This window comes from Aeromonas sp. 601027 (assembly GCF_049174455.1).
Taxonomy (GTDB): Bacteria; Pseudomonadota; Gammaproteobacteria; order Enterobacterales; family Aeromonadaceae; genus Aeromonas; species Aeromonas veronii_A.
In genome coordinates this window covers 40,579-56,046 of the sequence record NZ_JAAKTN010000001.1, presented here as the reverse complement: position 1 = coordinate 56,046, position 15,468 = coordinate 40,579, and the positions used below count along the sequence as shown (strand labels likewise).

Below are 15,468 nucleotides of genomic sequence, written 5' to 3'. Positions count from 1 at the left end.
AAAAGGCAGCCCACTGGCTGCCTTTTGCATCTCAATCTCCCGGTTACTGCAACTCGGGCAACAACCACTTGGCCATCTCGAAGTAGATGATAAGGCCGGTACCATCCACCAGCGTCGCGATGAATGGCGCAGAGACCACCGCCGGATCGATGCGGAAACGACGCAGCACCATGGGAATAATGGATGCGACCGTGGCACTCCAGAGCACGATGGCGATGATGGTAAAAGTCACCACCATACCAATCTGGGGACCGACGCCAAGACTCCATGCCCGCACCCAGGCCGCCATGGCAATGGCCCCCGAGATGAGCAGACCGGTGGAGAGCTCCTTTTTCAGCACTGTGCCGAGATTGCGCAGACTCACCTCCCCGACCGCCATGGCACGTACTATTGTGGTGGTGATCTGGGTGCCGCTGTTACCACCAGTACCGATCAGCAAGGGGATAAAGAAGGCCAGCGCGATGGCGGCTTCCAGCTGCTCCTCGAATGCCCGCAGCACGGTGCCGGTGTAGGCTTCTGCCACAAACAGGATGAGCAGCCAGCCCACCCGTTTGCGCCACAACTGCCAGGGGGTCGCCTGCAAGTAAGGGGTATCGAGCGGTGATGAGCCACCCTGCATCTCGGCATCCTCGGTAGATTCAAGCTCCAGGATGTCGGCGGCATCATCGACGTGGAAAATACCGACCAGTCGTCCCTGATCCTCGACCGGCAATACCGACAGGTCGCGGTCGATCAGCAGGCGCGCCGCCAGCTCCTGATCAGCCCGAGCGTTGATCCGCACCGTCTCTCGGTCCATCAGGTTAGCGACACTGGCCTCGGGGTCAGCAATCAGCAAGCTCTTGAGCGAGATACTCCCCTGTAGACGGCCATCCACGTTGACCACATAGATGTGGCGGAACAGCTGGGCATTGTCCCAGGCATCGTGGATCAGCTGCTTGGCCTTGCCGACGGAATCCTGTTCGCTCACTGCCAGATACTCGTGGCGCATATTGGCCCCGACGGACTCAGGCGGCCAATCCAGCAGTGAGTAGTAGATGGCCTGCGCCTGGGTCGGGAAGCGAGCCAGCAACATGGTGCGATCCTGACGACTCAGTTTGCGCAGGATAGCCACCATTTCGCGACGGGGAATAGCCTCCTGCAACACGCTGACGATGCTGCCATGGAGCCGCAGCAAAAGGCGACCGGCACTCTCTGCGGAGAGAGAAGCGATCAGTTCTGCCCCTTCTGACGCAGGCAAGGTGTCAAAGATGCAGTTGAGCTCTTCCGGACGCAGGGTCAGCAGCTGATCGGCGCGCTGAACCGGATCCAGATTGTGTTCCAGCCAGCCTTGCAGGCTGGCGAGATCGAGCAGTTGATGACGGTTGAGAATGGTGTGTGTTTTCTTCATCACAAAGAGCCTCATGTGATTTCAGGCAAGCCTGAGCGCGAGCGGAGACCGTTCGCTGTCTGAAAGAAAACAGCAATTTGATTGACGAGTAATAGGCAGGAAATGACGCCGTTCGGCGTGTCATCATCCCCACGTACCAGCTTTAGCACTGCATAACGTATCCGGCATGCCGGAAGCCACTTGGGTTTACACCTTAATCCGATGAAAACTGTCCTGATCTTGGGCGTCTCTGGACGTCGTGAGATCAGTGGCCTGTGTTTATACAGGAGCCTCGCCTAACGAGATGCTGCAAATAATATGCACAACCCTCTGTTGTGCGGGCGGCATGATTATCCAATCCCACAGGGAGGTCAACCCCGCCTCAACCAGGAAACAGGGTATGGCAACAGCTTGTTACAATTGTCGGAACATATCAGGGGAACTCTGCCGGGGATGCATAGCAAAAAGGCCCCATAGGGGCCTTTTCTTAGCGAATATAGTCAAATAGCGTCAGACGACTTATTTTGCTGAACGAGAGCTGCGAGGCACTCAATGCCGCATCCTCTTTTGACAGTGCTGAAATTACCTCATAGAGATCGGCTTCCGACACCTTGGCTCTCGCCTCGGCATTGAGGGTGCTCAACCCCTCGTTGGAACCCATCACCTGCTCCAGACTGTTCATCCGGCCACCCAGTTCACCCAGCCCATGATCAATGTTCAAACGGGCATTTTTCATATGAACGGTGGCATCGGCCACTTTTTGCTCAAAACTCTCGGCTGAAATATTGGGATCACGCAGAGCCGTAATGAAGTCTGACATCCCGTTCAACACGTTGTCATTCTTAGGAGGATTGAGAGCAAACTGCTGTGCTGCACCACCTGCAGGCTGATCCAGTGTCAGTTCGAGACCATTGAACGGTATTTTGGTACCGGGAGTGTAATTACCTGTCTGCAGGGTATTGCCACCCGCATCCTTGATATCATAGGTATCGGGCGGGCCAATTGTGGTGGAGACTGTGTAGGTGTTGCTGGGCAGTGCCGGGTCGTAACTGGATTTATAGAAATTATCAAAATCCCCCTGATCCCCGACCCCGACCTTGATATTCGCACTGGTGGCACTGGCGGTTCTTCTGGTTGCTACGATTTCAAACAGATCTTGTCCGGAGTCATTGGCAGCAATTTGCACTGTGGGCGATACCTGAATATTTCGCTGGCCAGGATCTCCCTGATAAATGTATTTACCGTTGGCATCTTTCACATAGGGCTGGGTCTTGCTCTGATTGCCCCCGAAAATAAATTCACCCGATGAGTTCTTGCTGTTCATCAGGTCAAACATTTGCTGCTGCAACCCTTCCAGTTCGCTGGCAATGGCCTTTCGGTCATCCAGGCTAATGGCACCATTATTGGATTTCTGGATCAGGGTCTGAGCACTGAGCATCGCAGTATTGAGAGAGTCCAATACTGTCTCTTCATGCCCCAGACTGTTCTGCAGCAGACTGCCATTCACCCCGTACTGTTTAAACAGTTCAATCTCTTTGGTCAGCGCCATCTTCTGGCTCATGCCTGCCGGATCCTCACCGGCACTCTGAAACTTGTTGCCGGTTTGCAGCTGCTGATAGGCCTTGTCCAGTCGCTCGTTGGTATTTGTGAGTGAGTAAAGATTCCGATCGTAGATCATGTTTGTAGTGATGCGCATGACGTTACCTCACGGACGAAAGCAGTGTATCGAAGATGGTTTTGGCCGTACTGACCACCTGCGCGGATGCCGCGTAAGATTGCTGGAAACGGATCAGATTGGCCGCTTCCTCCTCCAGATTGACCCCGGAGACGCTCTCGTAGATCCCGGTACTCTGGATCAGCTTGGATTCATTAGCCTTGAGCAGGGTTTTTGCCTGACTGGTATTGTTACCCACTTCCATCACCAACCCGGAGTAAGCCTGGTTAAAGGTCATCTTGTCGTTGGTGGTACCACCATTGGTGCTTTTGCGTACCAGATCCTTGTTCTGCAACTCAGCCATTGCCAGACCATTGCTGTTATCAGCAAAACCATTGGTGTTGTAACTAAGCTGGAAGCTGTCGGTTTGTTCTACCGTGCCGGTAATGCTGAACTCGTAGCCCGGGCTCTGTTTCGGGTTGCTGTAGACCGCAGGCCCACCCGGAAAGGGGTTTACTATCGAGGCCATCAAATTCTGCCCTTTGCTGGCTGCCGGCGCGACACCGATCAAGGTAGTGCCATCACCGGCATACACCTCATAATTGCCGTTATTGCCGATCTTGACGATCTGGGGAGCGGCGGGATCCAGGCTGTTGGTACCAAAACCGGAACCCGTTCCGGTATTGAAGATGCCATCGAGCTTGATGTCTGCACTGCCGATGTTGTTGGTAGTTTTCTGTACTTTGAGAGGTGCAGCCAAGGCCAGGTCTTCCGGCCGGTTGATCTGCTGAGCCAGCCCGGCAGCAGCCCCCTTGGTTGGTTGCAGCAGCAGCTTGTCTCCTGCCGCTGGCGTACCGGTGAGATCGATCGAGATCCCGTGGCCAGCCAGTTCAAACGTTGCTGGCGGCGTGGTGCCCGTCGCCACAGAGGTGCGATTACCAGATTTGTCCAGCGAGAACACTTCATATCCGGTCGCACTGCTAAAGCGCACTTCATAGTCGAAGGGGGTTACAGAGCTTCCTTTGCCAGGTACAAAGCTGACATTCGCTCCGACCGACCCTGTGTTGTCGCCATAAGGCAATCCCTTGCTGGTTGGCAGGGTGAAAATATCGCTGCCCAACTCGTTGTCCAGATCCATCCCGAGACGGTTTTGCTGGTTCATGGCATCCGCCATTGCAATGGCCAGCTGGCCCAGTTCACGCTTGGTCGGCTCCAGGTCGGTACGCGCCTTGAACAGCCCTCCCATGGCCCCCCCGAAGGTATCGTGATCGATGAGAGCCTGATTGTCGCCAAGAGTCAGCTGCAACTCCTGATCACGGGAATCGGGATCGCCCGCCACCACCTTGAACTGGGCAACGCCCCCATCCAGGATCAGCGAATGACCAGTGCTCATATTGACCAATACGCTGCCGTTAGCCTGGGTTACGGTACGGATATCCATCTTCTCGGAGAGCTGCCTGATCGCCTCGTCACGCTGATCAAACAGCATCAGGTTCTCTTCGGGAGACCCCTGAGTACGGATGATCGCCTGGTTGAGATCATTGATGCTGGTGAGCAGACTGTTGACCTGCTTGGTCTCATCTTCAATACGGGTGTTGAGGGTATCGCTCTGCTTGTCGAGCTGGGCCGAGAGTGTGTGAAAGCGGTTCACCATACCGCTCAGCTCCGTCATCACTACCTTGCGGCCACCGATCTCGGCGGGTGATTCATTTGCCGAATGAAAGGACTTGAAATAAGAGGTGATGGTCTCCCCTACGCTATTGCTGCTGTCTCCCAGCAGGCGATCCACGCCGGCCAGCTGCTCGTAATGAGTCAGGGATGCGTAAAAGGCAGAGGTATCGCGACGCACTTCTCCCTGCATATAGCTGTTGATTACCCGCTCGGTCCTGATGTCACCGGTGCCAAGACCGATGGCATTGGTAAACACCAGCGTACGCTCACGCACATAGCCCTGGCTATTGACGTTTACGATATTGTTACTGGTGCTCTGCAGCAGGCGCTGCTGTGCCAGCACGCCCGATGTACCAATTCCAAGCAGATCGCTTGCCATATGTTACAGCTCCATCTCGTTGTATCGGGCAATGGCATCACTGCGCAATACCTGTTTCAGTTTTCTGGCATAGTGCGGGTCGGTGGCATAACCCGCCTGTTGCAGCGCCTCGAAGTAGCGATCCGGACTGTCCACTCTGGCCAGGGCCCCCTTGTAGCGGGAACCGGAGGTGAGAAAGTCCACATAGTCGTTGAAGCTCTCTTCAAACGAGCCATAGGAACGAAACGCCGCTTTCTGGCGGGACGCCACACCCTCTTCATATTCCAGGGTGCTGACTACCGCCTTGGGCCCTTCCCAGCGAGGATCGGCCTTGATGCCAAACAGGTTATGGGTCATCTGCCCTTCACCATCCTTGATCACCCGTTTGCCCCAGCCGCTCTCCAGTGCCGCCTGAGCGACCAGTACCGCCGGGCTTAACCCCAACTTGTCGGCCGCTTTCTTGGCCAGCGGCATCAGGCGATGAACGAACTCTTCCGGCGTATCGAACTCTTTGCCCCCACTACTGGCGGCACTGCCCTCTTCGCTGGCCATGCGTCCCATGGGCGGAATGCTGCGGTGCGGTCGACGGGGCATAGTGAGTGCGTGGCTCTCCTTGACCCCCTCGGTCATCTCTTTTTCAGCAAAATCTTTGCCAACTTTTGATGCCGAGATCAAATCAGTAGCAGCCGCCTTGGGTGGCTCGTAGGGTTTATAGACCCGTTCCGTCCGTTGCGGCATCTTGAGCACCCGGCCATCCTGATGGACAAATGTCGCCGGTGAGAGCTGCCTGGCAACCATGTCAGCCAATCCAAGCCCCCCCTTGCTGGACATGTCTGCCACTCGCTGTTCATCCAGCATCCCTTCATAGAACTGGGTATAGCTGCTGTTCATCGGGTTGTCCTGAGTCAACACCCCGTTGGCCTGACGCATGCTCTGAAACAACATCTGGGTAAAGATTGACTCGAACTGGCGCGCAGCCCCCTGCAGTGCCTCGGCCTGCCCCTCTTTGCTGTGGCTCATCTGGCGCAGACGGTCCAGGTTCTTGATATCCTGCACCACCCCGAGATTCATGCCGCTGTTGGTGTCAAACTCCGCCATTTTGCTTACCTCATTGCCACCCGTGGCAATCACTTGCCGCCAGTTACAATATGACCAGTTGCCCCTCGATGGCACCTGCCTGCTGCAGCGCCTCAAGGATAGCCATCAAATCACCGGGGGCGACCCCGACCTGATTGACCGCTCGGACCAGATCGTCCAGAGTCGCACCGGTATCAAACTTGAACATCCGCCCGGGCTCCTGCTGGACATTGATGGTCGAGTTGTTGGTGACCGTGGTCTCGCCCCCCGCCAGCGGGTTGGGTTGAGAAACCTGCTGGTTTTCGGCTATGGTCACCGTCAGGCCTCCGTGGCTGATGGCCGCCGGTTTGAGCTTCACCTGACTGCCGATAACGATGGTGCCGGTGCGGGAGTTGACGATGATCTTGGCCGCCTCGTTGGCCGGATCCACCTCCAGGTTCTCGATGGTCGCCAGATAGGAGACCCGTTGACCCGGATCTCGTGGGGCATAAACCTTGACCGAAGTGGCATCGAGTGCCTGCGCAGTATTGGGCCCCACCAGATCGTTGACCACATCGGCCAACCGACGCGCGGTGGTAAAATCGGGGCGATTGAGATTGAAGGTGATGGTGTCACCCTGGCTGAAGGCATTGGGCACCTCTCGCTCTACGGTGGCACCATTGGCAATGCGGCCGACGGTCGGAGTATTGACCACCACCTTGGAGCCATCAGCCCCCTCGGCCCCCAACCCGCCGACCACTAGGCTGCCCTGCGCGACCGCATAGACCCGCCCATCCAGCCCTTTCAGGAAACTCTGCAGCAGCGTACCACCGCGCAGGCTCTTGGCCTCACCGATGGCAGAAACAGTGACGTCTATGGTCTGGCCCGGCTTGGCAAACGGCGGCAAATCCGCATGGATTGCCACCGGCGCCACATCCTTGATCTTGGGTTTGATGTTGTCCGGTACCTTGATACCAAAGTTGTTGAGCATGGTGCGGAAGGTCTGTTCGGTAAAGGCGTTGTTCTTCTCGCCGGTACCGGGTAGACCCACGACCAGACCGTAGCCGATCAACTGGTTGCTACGCACCCCCTCTACTGAGCTGATGTCCTTTATCCGGGCGGCATTAGCCATCCCCAAAGGCAGCAGACAGCAGAGCAGAGTAACCAAATGGAGTGACTTCATAACATCTCCTAGAGCGGCCACCAGGGACCATTGAAAAAGCTGGTAAGCCATCCCTGTTCCTGGGTATTGGCAAGATCGCCGGTACCACCATAGTAGATACGGGCATTCGCCACTTTCTGGGATGACACGCTGTTATCCGAGGTGACATCCTCCGGTCTAATCAGACCTGTGATACGGATATACTCATTGCCATTGTTGAGCATGATCCACTTCTCGCCCCGTACCAGCAGATTGCCATTGGGCAGTACCTTGGCCACACTGACCGAAATATTGCCCTGCAGGCTGTTGCTCTGATCCGCCTTGGCCTGCCCCTTGAAGGCACTGTTTTGAGCGATGGATGCGGAGAGATCATAGGGGCTGGCAGTGACAGGCACGCCCCCCAGCGTCACCGGATCCAGATTGAACTTGTTATCCTTGCCACTCTGGGTATTTGCCTTCTTCGAGGCGGAAGTGGACTCGGCCAGCTCGATGGTGATGATGTCACCCACCTTGTGCGCCTTGATATCCGAATAGATGCCATTAACCTGATCCGGCTGAAAAATTGCACCCGTCGGTCTCACCGAGACTGGCTCCGACTCCCCGTATACGGGGGAAAACTCGGGGTCATCAGGCCTGGGTGTATTGGGAGTACTGCTACACCCCCCCAACACCAGCAACCCCAGCATCCATACGCTTTTCATCATGGCTCTCCCCATTAGGTCCGCTGGATCAGGAAGGACATCATGCCATCCACCGCAGAGAGGACTTTAGAGTTCATCTCGTAGACCCGCTGAGCCTGGATCAGATTCACCAGCTCTTCGGTGACGTTAACGTTTGAGCTTTCCAGCATCCCTTGCTTCAAGACCCCCATGCCATCCGCCCCGGCAGTTCCCTGAATGGCTGCACCGCTGGACTGGGTTTCCAGAAACATGTTCTCACCCATCGGCTGCAGACCACTGGCATTGACAAAGTCTGACAGGGTGATCTGTCCGACCACTTGAGAAGCACCATCTCCCTTCAACTGTACCGAGACCTGACCATCAGTGCCGACAGTGACACTCTGGGCATTTTCCGGGATCTGGATTTCTGGCTGCAGGGGATAACCGTTACCCGGCGTCACTATGGTGCCTTCACTGTTAAGGGTGAATTGCCCATTCCGGGTATAGGCCAGGCTGCCGTCGGGCAGTTGAATTTCAAAGTAGCCACGGCCACTGATCATCAGATCCAGCGAATTATCCGTAGTCTGTACGTTGCCCTGACTGTGGTTTTTCTGGGTAGCCACCACCTTGGCGCCCGCGCCAAGCATTAAGCCGGAGGGCAACTCGGTATCCGCCGACGAACGGCCGCCGGGCTGATTGATGTTTTGATAGAGCAGATCCTCGAAAATGGCCCGCGATTTCTTGAAACCAACGGTGCTGGCGTTCGCCAGGTTGTTCGAGGTGACCGAAATATTGGTCTGCTGAGCATCCAACCCGGTCTTGCTGATCCAGAGTGCAGGATTCATAGGTAACTCCTTGATTAGCTGATACGCAGCAACTGGGTTTGGGCCTCGTCATTCTCTTCGGCCGTTTTCATCATCTTGACCTGGGTTTCAAACTGTCGTTGTAACCGGATCAGGTTGGTCATCTCATCCACCACATTGACATTGCTCCCCTCCAGGGAGCCGGCGATCAGGCCAACGTTGGCAGAGGCAGGCTCATTCTGGCCATCTTTGCGCCGAAAAAGCCCATCCTGGCCCTTCTCTACCGCATCGGCGGCCGGGTTAACCAGTTTGATCCGCTGAAAATCTTCCGACAAATTCGCGGCGGCCCCTTCAGGACGGCCACTGATGGTGCCATCCCGGTTAATCTCCAGCTTCTCCATCGGCATTGGCAGCACGATGGGTTGACCACCGTCATCCACGACGTTCAAGCCGGTAGAGGTCTGCAGGTTGCCAGTCGCATTGACCTGCAGATTTCCCATACGGGTATAGGCCTCCCCCCCCTTCGGATCTTGCACCGCAATCCAGCCGGGACCATCCACCGCCACGTCAAGATCCCTCCCCGTGGTCATCAACATGCCATGCTGCAGGTTTTGGCCGGGACGTTCCGTCATGGCAAATACCCGACTGGGCAGCCCCTCACCAAAGGCCTGCATGCTGCGGGCCTGCTCGAAATCGGATTTAAAGCCGGTGGTATTGGCATTGGCGAGGTTATTACCGCGAACAGCCAGGCTGTTCATGTTCTCTTTGGCCCCGGACATGGCGATATAAAGCAGGTGATCCATGGGATTCTCCGTCAAACAGATGACTCTGACAGCAGAACTGCAATTTGGATGCCAACAGAAGGGGAATGCCACGCCATTCGACAGTAGAGAACGATAAAAAAACGGGGCACCCAAGGTGCCCCGTCGCCTGAGAGGAATTAACGGATCTGCAAGATGGTCTGCTGCAGCGAACTGTTGACCTCCAGAGATCGGGAGTTCGCCTGGAAGTTACGCTGGGCAGTGATCAGATCAACCAGTTCGGAGGTCAAATCTACGTTGGATTGCTCCAGCGCCGACGATTTGATGGTACCGAAGGTGCCTGAATTGGGCGTTCCCGGCAAAGCATCGCCGGAGAGCAGGGATTGCCGCCAGGAAGTATCACCCACCTGGGTCAGCCCTTGCGAGTTGGCAAATTTGGCCATGGCCACCATGGCTACCTTGATGGTGGTGGCATTGCTGTAGGTTGCAGAGACAATCCCATCCGGCGTGATCTCGACCTTGGTCAAACGGCCGACAGTGGAACCATCCTGTGACAACTTGTTGACTTCAAACGGTGAGGCATATTGGGTCACAGTGCCGAAAGTGATATCTACCTGCTGGGTAGGATCCGCACCATTGGTAATAATCCCCGCTCCTGCTGCACCCAACTGCTCCGTTTGGATGTTTGCCGGTGTGGTCGGAGTAATCATTTTACCATCGGCACCAAAGGTAATTCGGGCACCGGCAGGTGCAGGATTCAACCCTGTGGCCATTGTTGGCGTCACCCCTCCAACGATATCGACCGGCTTGTCACCTTGATAGAGATACATGCGCCAAGCTGTCGGGCTGGCTGGCTTGGTCAGGTCTGTTGGATCTGCCTCTTTGACAAAATACTGGGTGATAGTGTGAGGTTCACCGAGCGAGTCATAAATCACCACTGAGGTGGATGAGGAGTAGGTTTTGGAATCCTTAGGGTCAAAGGTGGAGGCATCCCCCGCACCATTACCTGCAGGCAGGGGCGATGCGGTGGAAGGCAAGTTGAAACTTGCATCAATCTTGCTGGTTTTGATCGGCTCACCCGCCCGATCAGGGATCTGGATCGGCTTGGTCGCATTGATACTGACCGCCTTGGGTGTGCCATCGGCGTTGATCTCGTAGCCTTGCAGATAGTGGCCCTGATTGTTGACCATATAGCTGTTTTCATTGAGCTTGAATGCACCGGCACGGGTGTAGGTGCGATCCAGGTTGGTCAAACCATCAGAGGTGACAAAGAAGCCGTTCCCCTGAATGGCCAAATCCAGTGCGTTATTGGTAAATTGCAGCGCACCCTGATGGAACTGCTGGGCAACAGCACCGGTCGCCACACCGTTACCGACCTGAGTCTTGGCATTGACAAAGATGGAGTTGGCGTAGACATCCGCAAACTCGGCACGGGACTCTTTAAAGCCCATTGTATTGACGTTCGCAATGTTGTTAGCGGTGACGTTCAAGTCTTTTTGTGCCGCGTTGACACCGCTCAAGGCATTGTTAAATGACATATCCAGCTCCTTAGATCGATGCTGTCGACGTGGTTTTTGACGGAGTAGCCGTCTGGTTTGGATTGGTGCCTGATATTTGCAGGACGGAACTCAGCAGGGTGCTCCCCAGTCCCTTCAAATTAAGCATTGTGGGATTTGTTGCATTCCCCAGGGCAACGCTGTCGACCTTGCCATAAGCGTATGTGGGAATAGTTTCTGCCTTGCCATCCACACTGCCACTGGCCTTGATCACGTATTTGCCTGGCTTGACCCGGTTGCCCGCCTTGTCAGTGCCATCCCAGGCGATCTCCACATTGCCCTTCTGTTCTCCTTCCAGGCTAAATTCCTTGATGACCTGACCCGCCTCGTCTTCAACGATAATCTTGACACCCGCGTATTGATTGGTCGTGCCAACCTGAACGACACCGGAAACAGGGCCCTCCTTGTCCAGATAGCCCACATTGCTGGGCAAGAGTACATTCTGGCCAACCAGAGAAGATGCTTGCAGAGCCTGGCTGGAGATCATCTGCTCATTGAGCTTGCCCATCTGGGTAGACAGACTGCTGATCCCCTCCGAGGTAGACATGGAAGCCATCTGGGAGAGCATCTGGGCATTGTCCACCGGCTTGAAGGGATCCTGATATGATAGTTGCATGGTCAGCAGTTTCATAAACGAAGCCTGATCCAGCTCTTTCTTCGGCGTCGTTGTGGTGCCTGTGGTCTGGGTCGTGGTACGGCCAATGCCGTTCACACTGTTTGTGGTGTCGACCATGTTGCATCCCTCCTATCAGGATTTGCCAAGCTGGAGCGTCTGCTGCAGCATCTTCTTGGCCGAATCTGCAACCTGTACATTGGTCTGGTAGCTGCGCGAGGCATTGATCATGTCAGCCATCTCTTCAACCATGTTGACGTTCGGTTTGAAGATAAAGCCATCCTTGTCCGCCATCGGGTGGTTAGGGTTGTACTCCTTGAGCAGTGGAGCCTTGCTCTCGACAATGCCCTTCACCTCAACGCCGACCGATCCCTGCTTATCTGACATGGCCTGATCGAGCTGAGCGGCAAAAATTGGCCGCCTTGCGTGGTAAGTGTTTTCCACGCTGGAGCTTACGCTGTCCGCGTTGGCCATATTGCTGGCAACCGTATTGAGACGCACGGACTGCGCACTCATGGCCGAGCCGGCAATATCAAAGACCTTGAACAAACTCATCACTGCTCTCCTTTCAGGGCTTTAAGCAGGCCACTGATCTTGCGATTCATAAATTCCAGGGAGGTTTGGTACTCCAGACTGTTGCGCAAGAACTCGCTCCGCTCCTGCTGCACATCCACCGTGTTGCCATCACCCGTATCAGGCTGCAACGGATTGCGGTATTGAACAGTACCGGGGGCATCCATATTCAAGGCAAAGTGCTTTTCACTGGTTGTTACCAGGCCAAAACCCTGTTTATGCTGGGCATCCTGCAATGCCTGTGCAAAGTTGATATCCCTTGCTTTAAAACCTGGCGTGTCCGCATTGGCAATATTGCTGGACAACACCTCGGCACGCTTGGCGCGAACACCCAGCGTGTATTGATGGATACCAAATGCCTTGTCGAATGAAAAAGCCATAGCACACCTCCTGCTTGGTATATTTTGCTTGCAAGAGATGTGCCAGACGATTTTCAAAATGTTGCCAGGTTGTCGAGCCTAGCTATGAAAGCCTTTAGACGGAGTGCAAGGATCTGCTGCGCGATAGATAGGAACATGGCGCAATGCCATCACGAATGGAGCTATAAGAATGGAGCCATAAAGAGAGAAGGAGGCACTGTGCCTCCTTCTCTTATAAACAATGTCACCAATCACAACTCATTGAATACCATGGGCTGCAACGTTATTTGACCTTGTAAACAATTCCGGGATTGCACCGAATCATCTCGAATCGGTCAGTCAAACCCGCCAGCGATTCCGACGCTCCCAGCATCAGGTATCCACCAGGATTGAGGCTGGATGCAAACTGGTTGAGGATTTTTGACTTCACTTCCGGTGCAAAGTAGATAAGCACGTTACGGCAAAAAATGATGTCAAATTTACCGAGCAGACTATAACTCTCCAGCAGATTGAGCGGCCGGAAGGTGGTCAATTTTCTGACTCGCTCTACCACCCGCATTTTGTTGTCACCATAGGGCTCAAAAAACATCTTCTTGCGCTCTGGCGACAATCCGCGTGCCAAAGCCAGACTGTCATATACCCCTTCCTTGCACTGATTCAGCATGGTAGTCGATATGTCTGTCCCGACAATCTGCACTCCACCGGGCAAGGTACCCGGCTTCTTCATCTGCTGCTCCAGCGCCGTCATGGCGATAGAATATGGCTCCTGTCCCGAAGATGAGGCAGCAGACCAAATCTTGACAGGGCGACCACTTTTGCCCAATTCAGGAAAAATCTTGTCGGTCAGCAGCTGGAACGGATATGTATCACGAAACCAGAGGGTCTCGTTAGTGGTCATCGCATCAACAACCGCCATTTTCAGGTCACGCTCTCGTACACTCATTGCACGGGTGACCAGTTCAGACAGACTCTCGATGCCAAACTGTGCCATCAAAGGTGAAAGACGGCTCTTCACCAGATACTGTTTGTTATCACCCAGCACGATCCCGCTCTGAACCGCAAGAAAGTTGCTGAACTGTTTGTATAAGTCATCCGAAAGTGTCTTCATGCAGCTGTTCTTCTTTAAATTAGAGTGCGTTTTGTACGGCTTTGGCCAATTCATCAGGCTGGAACTTGGCAATAAAGTTGTTTGCACCAACTTTTTGCACCATAGCCTGGTTAAATACACCACTGAGCGAGGTATGCAGAATAACATGCAAATCTTTGAGATTGGGATTATTCCGGATCTCGGCAGTGAATGTATAGCCATCCATCTCGGGCATTTCGATATCGGAAATCACCAGCGCAATCTGATCCTTGATAGGGCCATTTTTGGTCATCTCCAGCAGCATGTTCAATGCTTCGCGGCCATCTTTTGCCAGCACGCATTCAACTCCGATCGCCTCCAGCGCACGCTGTACCTGTTTGCGCGCAACCGAAGAGTCGTCAGCAACCAATACGGGACGTCCCAAGGTCGGATGCTCGACACTGGCCTCCACCAGCTCCTGGCTGACCTCAGTAGAAACCGGAGATATTTCGTTGAGAATACGTTCAACGTCGAGGATCTCGACCAACTCGCCATCAACCTCGGTAACCGCCGTCATATAGTTGATGCGACCAGCCCCCTTGGGGGGAGGAAGGATAGATTCCCAGTTCATATTGATGATGCGCTCGACCGAGTGCACCAAAAAACCCTGAATGGAGCGGTTGTACTCGGAGATGATAATGAAGCACTTGCTCAAATCTTCAATGGGGCGCTTGCCCATTGCCATGCTGAGATCGATGACCGAGATAGTCTGGCCACGAATATGAGCCACTCCGCGAATACAGGAGTTCAACTTGGGCATCACGGTCAAGGGGGGGCACTGCAACACTTCACGCACTTTGAATACGTTGATGCCAAATCTTTGACGTCCATTGAGACGAAACAACAACAATTCCAGCCGGTTTTGCCCCACTAGCTGGGTACGTTGGTTGACCGAGTCCAGGATACTGGCCATAAACACTCCCTAAAAACGCTTGGCATTAATCATGCATGCGTGATGGATTGCGTCAGACTATCGATGTGACAACAAACAGATTCTGAAGCAATCATAGTTAAATATGGTGATATGCGTGAACAACTTATCGACCGACGAGCGAAAATGATTAACCGACTTTTACTCATCAGCCTCTTTTTTGGCAGCATATCCTCGAGCCATGCCTCGGATGTCACAACCTATCTGAGAGAGCAGGCACAAGAGTTCGTTTATGGTCAACTCGATCTGCCGCTGGATGCCAGAGCAGAGGTCACTGCCGCGACCCTTGATGAGAGACTCCCGCTAACCCGTTGCGATGATCTGTTGACCATCAGCTTGCCAGCAAAAATGGAAATTCGTCGTAATACAACTGTTTACATGAAGTGTGAGGAAGAAAAACCCTGGGATGTCTACTTACCGGTAAGGGTCAGTATTCAAAAACCCTTTGTTACTGTCACCGACCCCATTACCAAAGGGGATCTGCTGAATGAAAGCAAGCTGGTAGTGGCGTTTCAGGATCAAACCCTGATCCGTGGTGACTATCTGACCAACCCGGCCCCTCTGATTGGGGTACGCAGCAAGCGGGAGATCAAACCGGGACAGCCCATCCGCTTGAGCCAGGTTTGCGTGATATGTAAAGGGGATCAGGTCACCCTGACAGCCGAAAACAGCAACTTCCAGATCAAAACCATGGCCCGAGCCTTGCAAGATGGCAGTTTCGGAGAGATCATCAAACTCGTCAATATTCGCTCCGGCAAAACGGTGGAAGGTAAAGTCACAGCAGTCGGTGCCGCATCGGTCACTTTTTGATATCCGGAGC

The 15,468-nt window shown here is 54.3% G+C and carries 15 protein-coding genes and 1 riboswitch; of the genes, 1 reads left to right on the top strand and 14 read right to left on the bottom strand.

The features are described 5' to 3' along the window. Positions 1–43: 43 nt before the first annotated feature. From mgtE to G5193_RS00190, 14 genes are all read right to left on the bottom strand, one after another. Positions 44–1,387, bottom strand: coding sequence for a magnesium transporter (gene mgtE, locus G5193_RS00255; protein ID WP_421204981.1), 1,344 nt, complete (start codon positions 1,385–1,387; stop codon positions 44–46). A 120-nt stretch (positions 1,388–1,507) separates the two neighbouring features. Then, positions 1,508–1,677, bottom strand: a riboswitch (M-box (ykoK) riboswitch). A gap of 176 nt (positions 1,678–1,853) precedes the next feature. After that, entirely contained in the window at positions 1,854–3,062 is a 1,209-nt protein-coding gene (flgL, locus tag G5193_RS00250) for a flagellar hook-associated protein FlgL (protein WP_216954104.1), read from the bottom strand. Positions 3,063–3,066: 4 nt separating this feature from the next. Next, a complete protein-coding gene (locus G5193_RS00245) occupies positions 3,067–5,070 on the bottom strand; it encodes a FlgK family flagellar hook-associated protein (protein ID WP_421204659.1) in 2,004 nt (667 codons plus the stop codon). A gap of 3 nt (positions 5,071–5,073) precedes the next feature. Next, positions 5,074–6,147, bottom strand: a complete 1,074-nt coding sequence (gene flgJ, locus G5193_RS00240; protein WP_421204658.1) for a flagellar assembly peptidoglycan hydrolase FlgJ — start codon at positions 6,145–6,147, stop codon at positions 5,074–5,076. A 43-nt stretch (positions 6,148–6,190) separates the two neighbouring features. Next, a complete protein-coding gene (locus G5193_RS00235; RefSeq protein ID WP_421204657.1) occupies positions 6,191–7,288 on the bottom strand; it encodes a flagellar basal body P-ring protein FlgI in 1,098 nt (365 codons plus the stop codon). A gap of 8 nt (positions 7,289–7,296) precedes the next feature. Beyond that, positions 7,297–7,968 (bottom strand): flagellar basal body L-ring protein FlgH, encoded by a 672-nt coding sequence (flgH, locus tag G5193_RS00230; RefSeq protein ID WP_216954403.1) that lies wholly within the window; start codon positions 7,966–7,968, stop codon positions 7,297–7,299. Between the two features lie 14 nt (positions 7,969–7,982). Further along, entirely contained in the window at positions 7,983–8,771 is a 789-nt protein-coding gene (gene flgG / locus G5193_RS00225) for a flagellar basal-body rod protein FlgG (protein ID WP_216954109.1), read from the bottom strand. A gap of 14 nt (positions 8,772–8,785) precedes the next feature. Further along, a complete protein-coding gene (gene flgF / locus G5193_RS00220; RefSeq protein ID WP_005344530.1) occupies positions 8,786–9,532 on the bottom strand; it encodes a flagellar basal-body rod protein FlgF in 747 nt (248 codons plus the stop codon). A gap of 137 nt (positions 9,533–9,669) precedes the next feature. Further along, complete coding sequence (gene flgE / locus G5193_RS00215; protein ID WP_227340839.1) at positions 9,670–11,028, bottom strand: flagellar hook protein FlgE; 1,359 nt, start codon at positions 11,026–11,028, stop codon at positions 9,670–9,672. A gap of 10 nt (positions 11,029–11,038) precedes the next feature. Then, positions 11,039–11,779, bottom strand: coding sequence for a flagellar hook assembly protein FlgD (locus G5193_RS00210; protein WP_216954111.1), 741 nt, complete (start codon positions 11,777–11,779; stop codon positions 11,039–11,041). 15 nt (positions 11,780–11,794) lie between these two features. Next, on the bottom strand, positions 11,795–12,214 hold the full coding sequence (flgC, locus tag G5193_RS00205) for a flagellar basal body rod protein FlgC (protein WP_005344527.1): 420 nt from the start codon (positions 12,212–12,214) through the stop codon (positions 11,795–11,797). Beyond that, positions 12,214–12,612 (bottom strand): flagellar basal body rod protein FlgB, encoded by a 399-nt coding sequence (flgB, locus tag G5193_RS00200; protein WP_005344526.1) that lies wholly within the window; start codon positions 12,610–12,612, stop codon positions 12,214–12,216. Before flgB ends, flgC begins: the two co-directional genes overlap by 1 nt. 262 nt (positions 12,613–12,874) lie before the next feature. Beyond that, positions 12,875–13,699, bottom strand: a complete 825-nt coding sequence (locus G5193_RS00195) for a CheR family methyltransferase (protein WP_005344525.1) — start codon at positions 13,697–13,699, stop codon at positions 12,875–12,877. A gap of 19 nt (positions 13,700–13,718) precedes the next feature. Beyond that, the gene (locus G5193_RS00190; protein ID WP_005344523.1) at positions 13,719–14,630 is read right to left on the bottom strand and encodes a chemotaxis protein CheV; all 912 of its coding nucleotides are present in this window, start codon (positions 14,628–14,630) and stop codon (positions 13,719–13,721) included. Between the two features lie 144 nt (positions 14,631–14,774). On the opposite strand from G5193_RS00190, the gene flgA reads away from it, so the two are divergent. Further along, positions 14,775–15,458 (top strand): flagellar basal body P-ring formation chaperone FlgA, encoded by a 684-nt coding sequence (flgA, locus tag G5193_RS00185; RefSeq protein WP_421204980.1) that lies wholly within the window; start codon positions 14,775–14,777, stop codon positions 15,456–15,458. The last annotated feature ends 10 nt before the right edge of the window (positions 15,459–15,468 follow it).

Bases quoted from the DNA above. Each gene is read 5' to 3' on its own strand.
- mgtE (WP_421204981.1), bottom strand. From the start codon at position 1,387: ATGAAGAAAACACACACCATTCTCAACCGTCATCAACTGCTCGATCTC.
- flgL (WP_216954104.1), bottom strand. From the start codon at position 3,062: ATGCGCATCACTACAAACATGATCTACGATCGGAATCTTTACTCACTC.
- G5193_RS00245 (WP_421204659.1), bottom strand. From the start codon at position 5,070: ATGGCAAGCGATCTGCTTGGAATTGGTACATCGGGCGTGCTGGCACAG.
- flgJ (WP_421204658.1), bottom strand. From the start codon at position 6,147: ATGGCGGAGTTTGACACCAACAGCGGCATGAATCTCGGGGTGGTGCAG.
- G5193_RS00235 (WP_421204657.1), bottom strand. From the start codon at position 7,288: ATGAAGTCACTCCATTTGGTTACTCTGCTCTGCTGTCTGCTGCCTTTG.
- flgH (WP_216954403.1), bottom strand. From the start codon at position 7,968: ATGAAAAGCGTATGGATGCTGGGGTTGCTGGTGTTGGGGGGGTGTAGC.
- flgG (WP_216954109.1), bottom strand. From the start codon at position 8,771: ATGAATCCTGCACTCTGGATCAGCAAGACCGGGTTGGATGCTCAGCAG.
- flgF (WP_005344530.1), bottom strand. From the start codon at position 9,532: ATGGATCACCTGCTTTATATCGCCATGTCCGGGGCCAAAGAGAACATG.
- flgE (WP_227340839.1), bottom strand. From the start codon at position 11,028: ATGTCATTTAACAATGCCTTGAGCGGTGTCAACGCGGCACAAAAAGAC.
- G5193_RS00210 (WP_216954111.1), bottom strand. From the start codon at position 11,779: ATGGTCGACACCACAAACAGTGTGAACGGCATTGGCCGTACCACGACC.
- flgC (WP_005344527.1), bottom strand. From the start codon at position 12,214: ATGAGTTTGTTCAAGGTCTTTGATATTGCCGGCTCGGCCATGAGTGCG.
- flgB (WP_005344526.1), bottom strand. From the start codon at position 12,612: ATGGCTTTTTCATTCGACAAGGCATTTGGTATCCATCAATACACGCTG.
- G5193_RS00195 (WP_005344525.1), bottom strand. From the start codon at position 13,699: ATGAAGACACTTTCGGATGACTTATACAAACAGTTCAGCAACTTTCTT.
- G5193_RS00190 (WP_005344523.1), bottom strand. From the start codon at position 14,630: ATGGCCAGTATCCTGGACTCGGTCAACCAACGTACCCAGCTAGTGGGG.
- flgA (WP_421204980.1), top strand. From the start codon at position 14,775: ATGATTAACCGACTTTTACTCATCAGCCTCTTTTTTGGCAGCATATCC.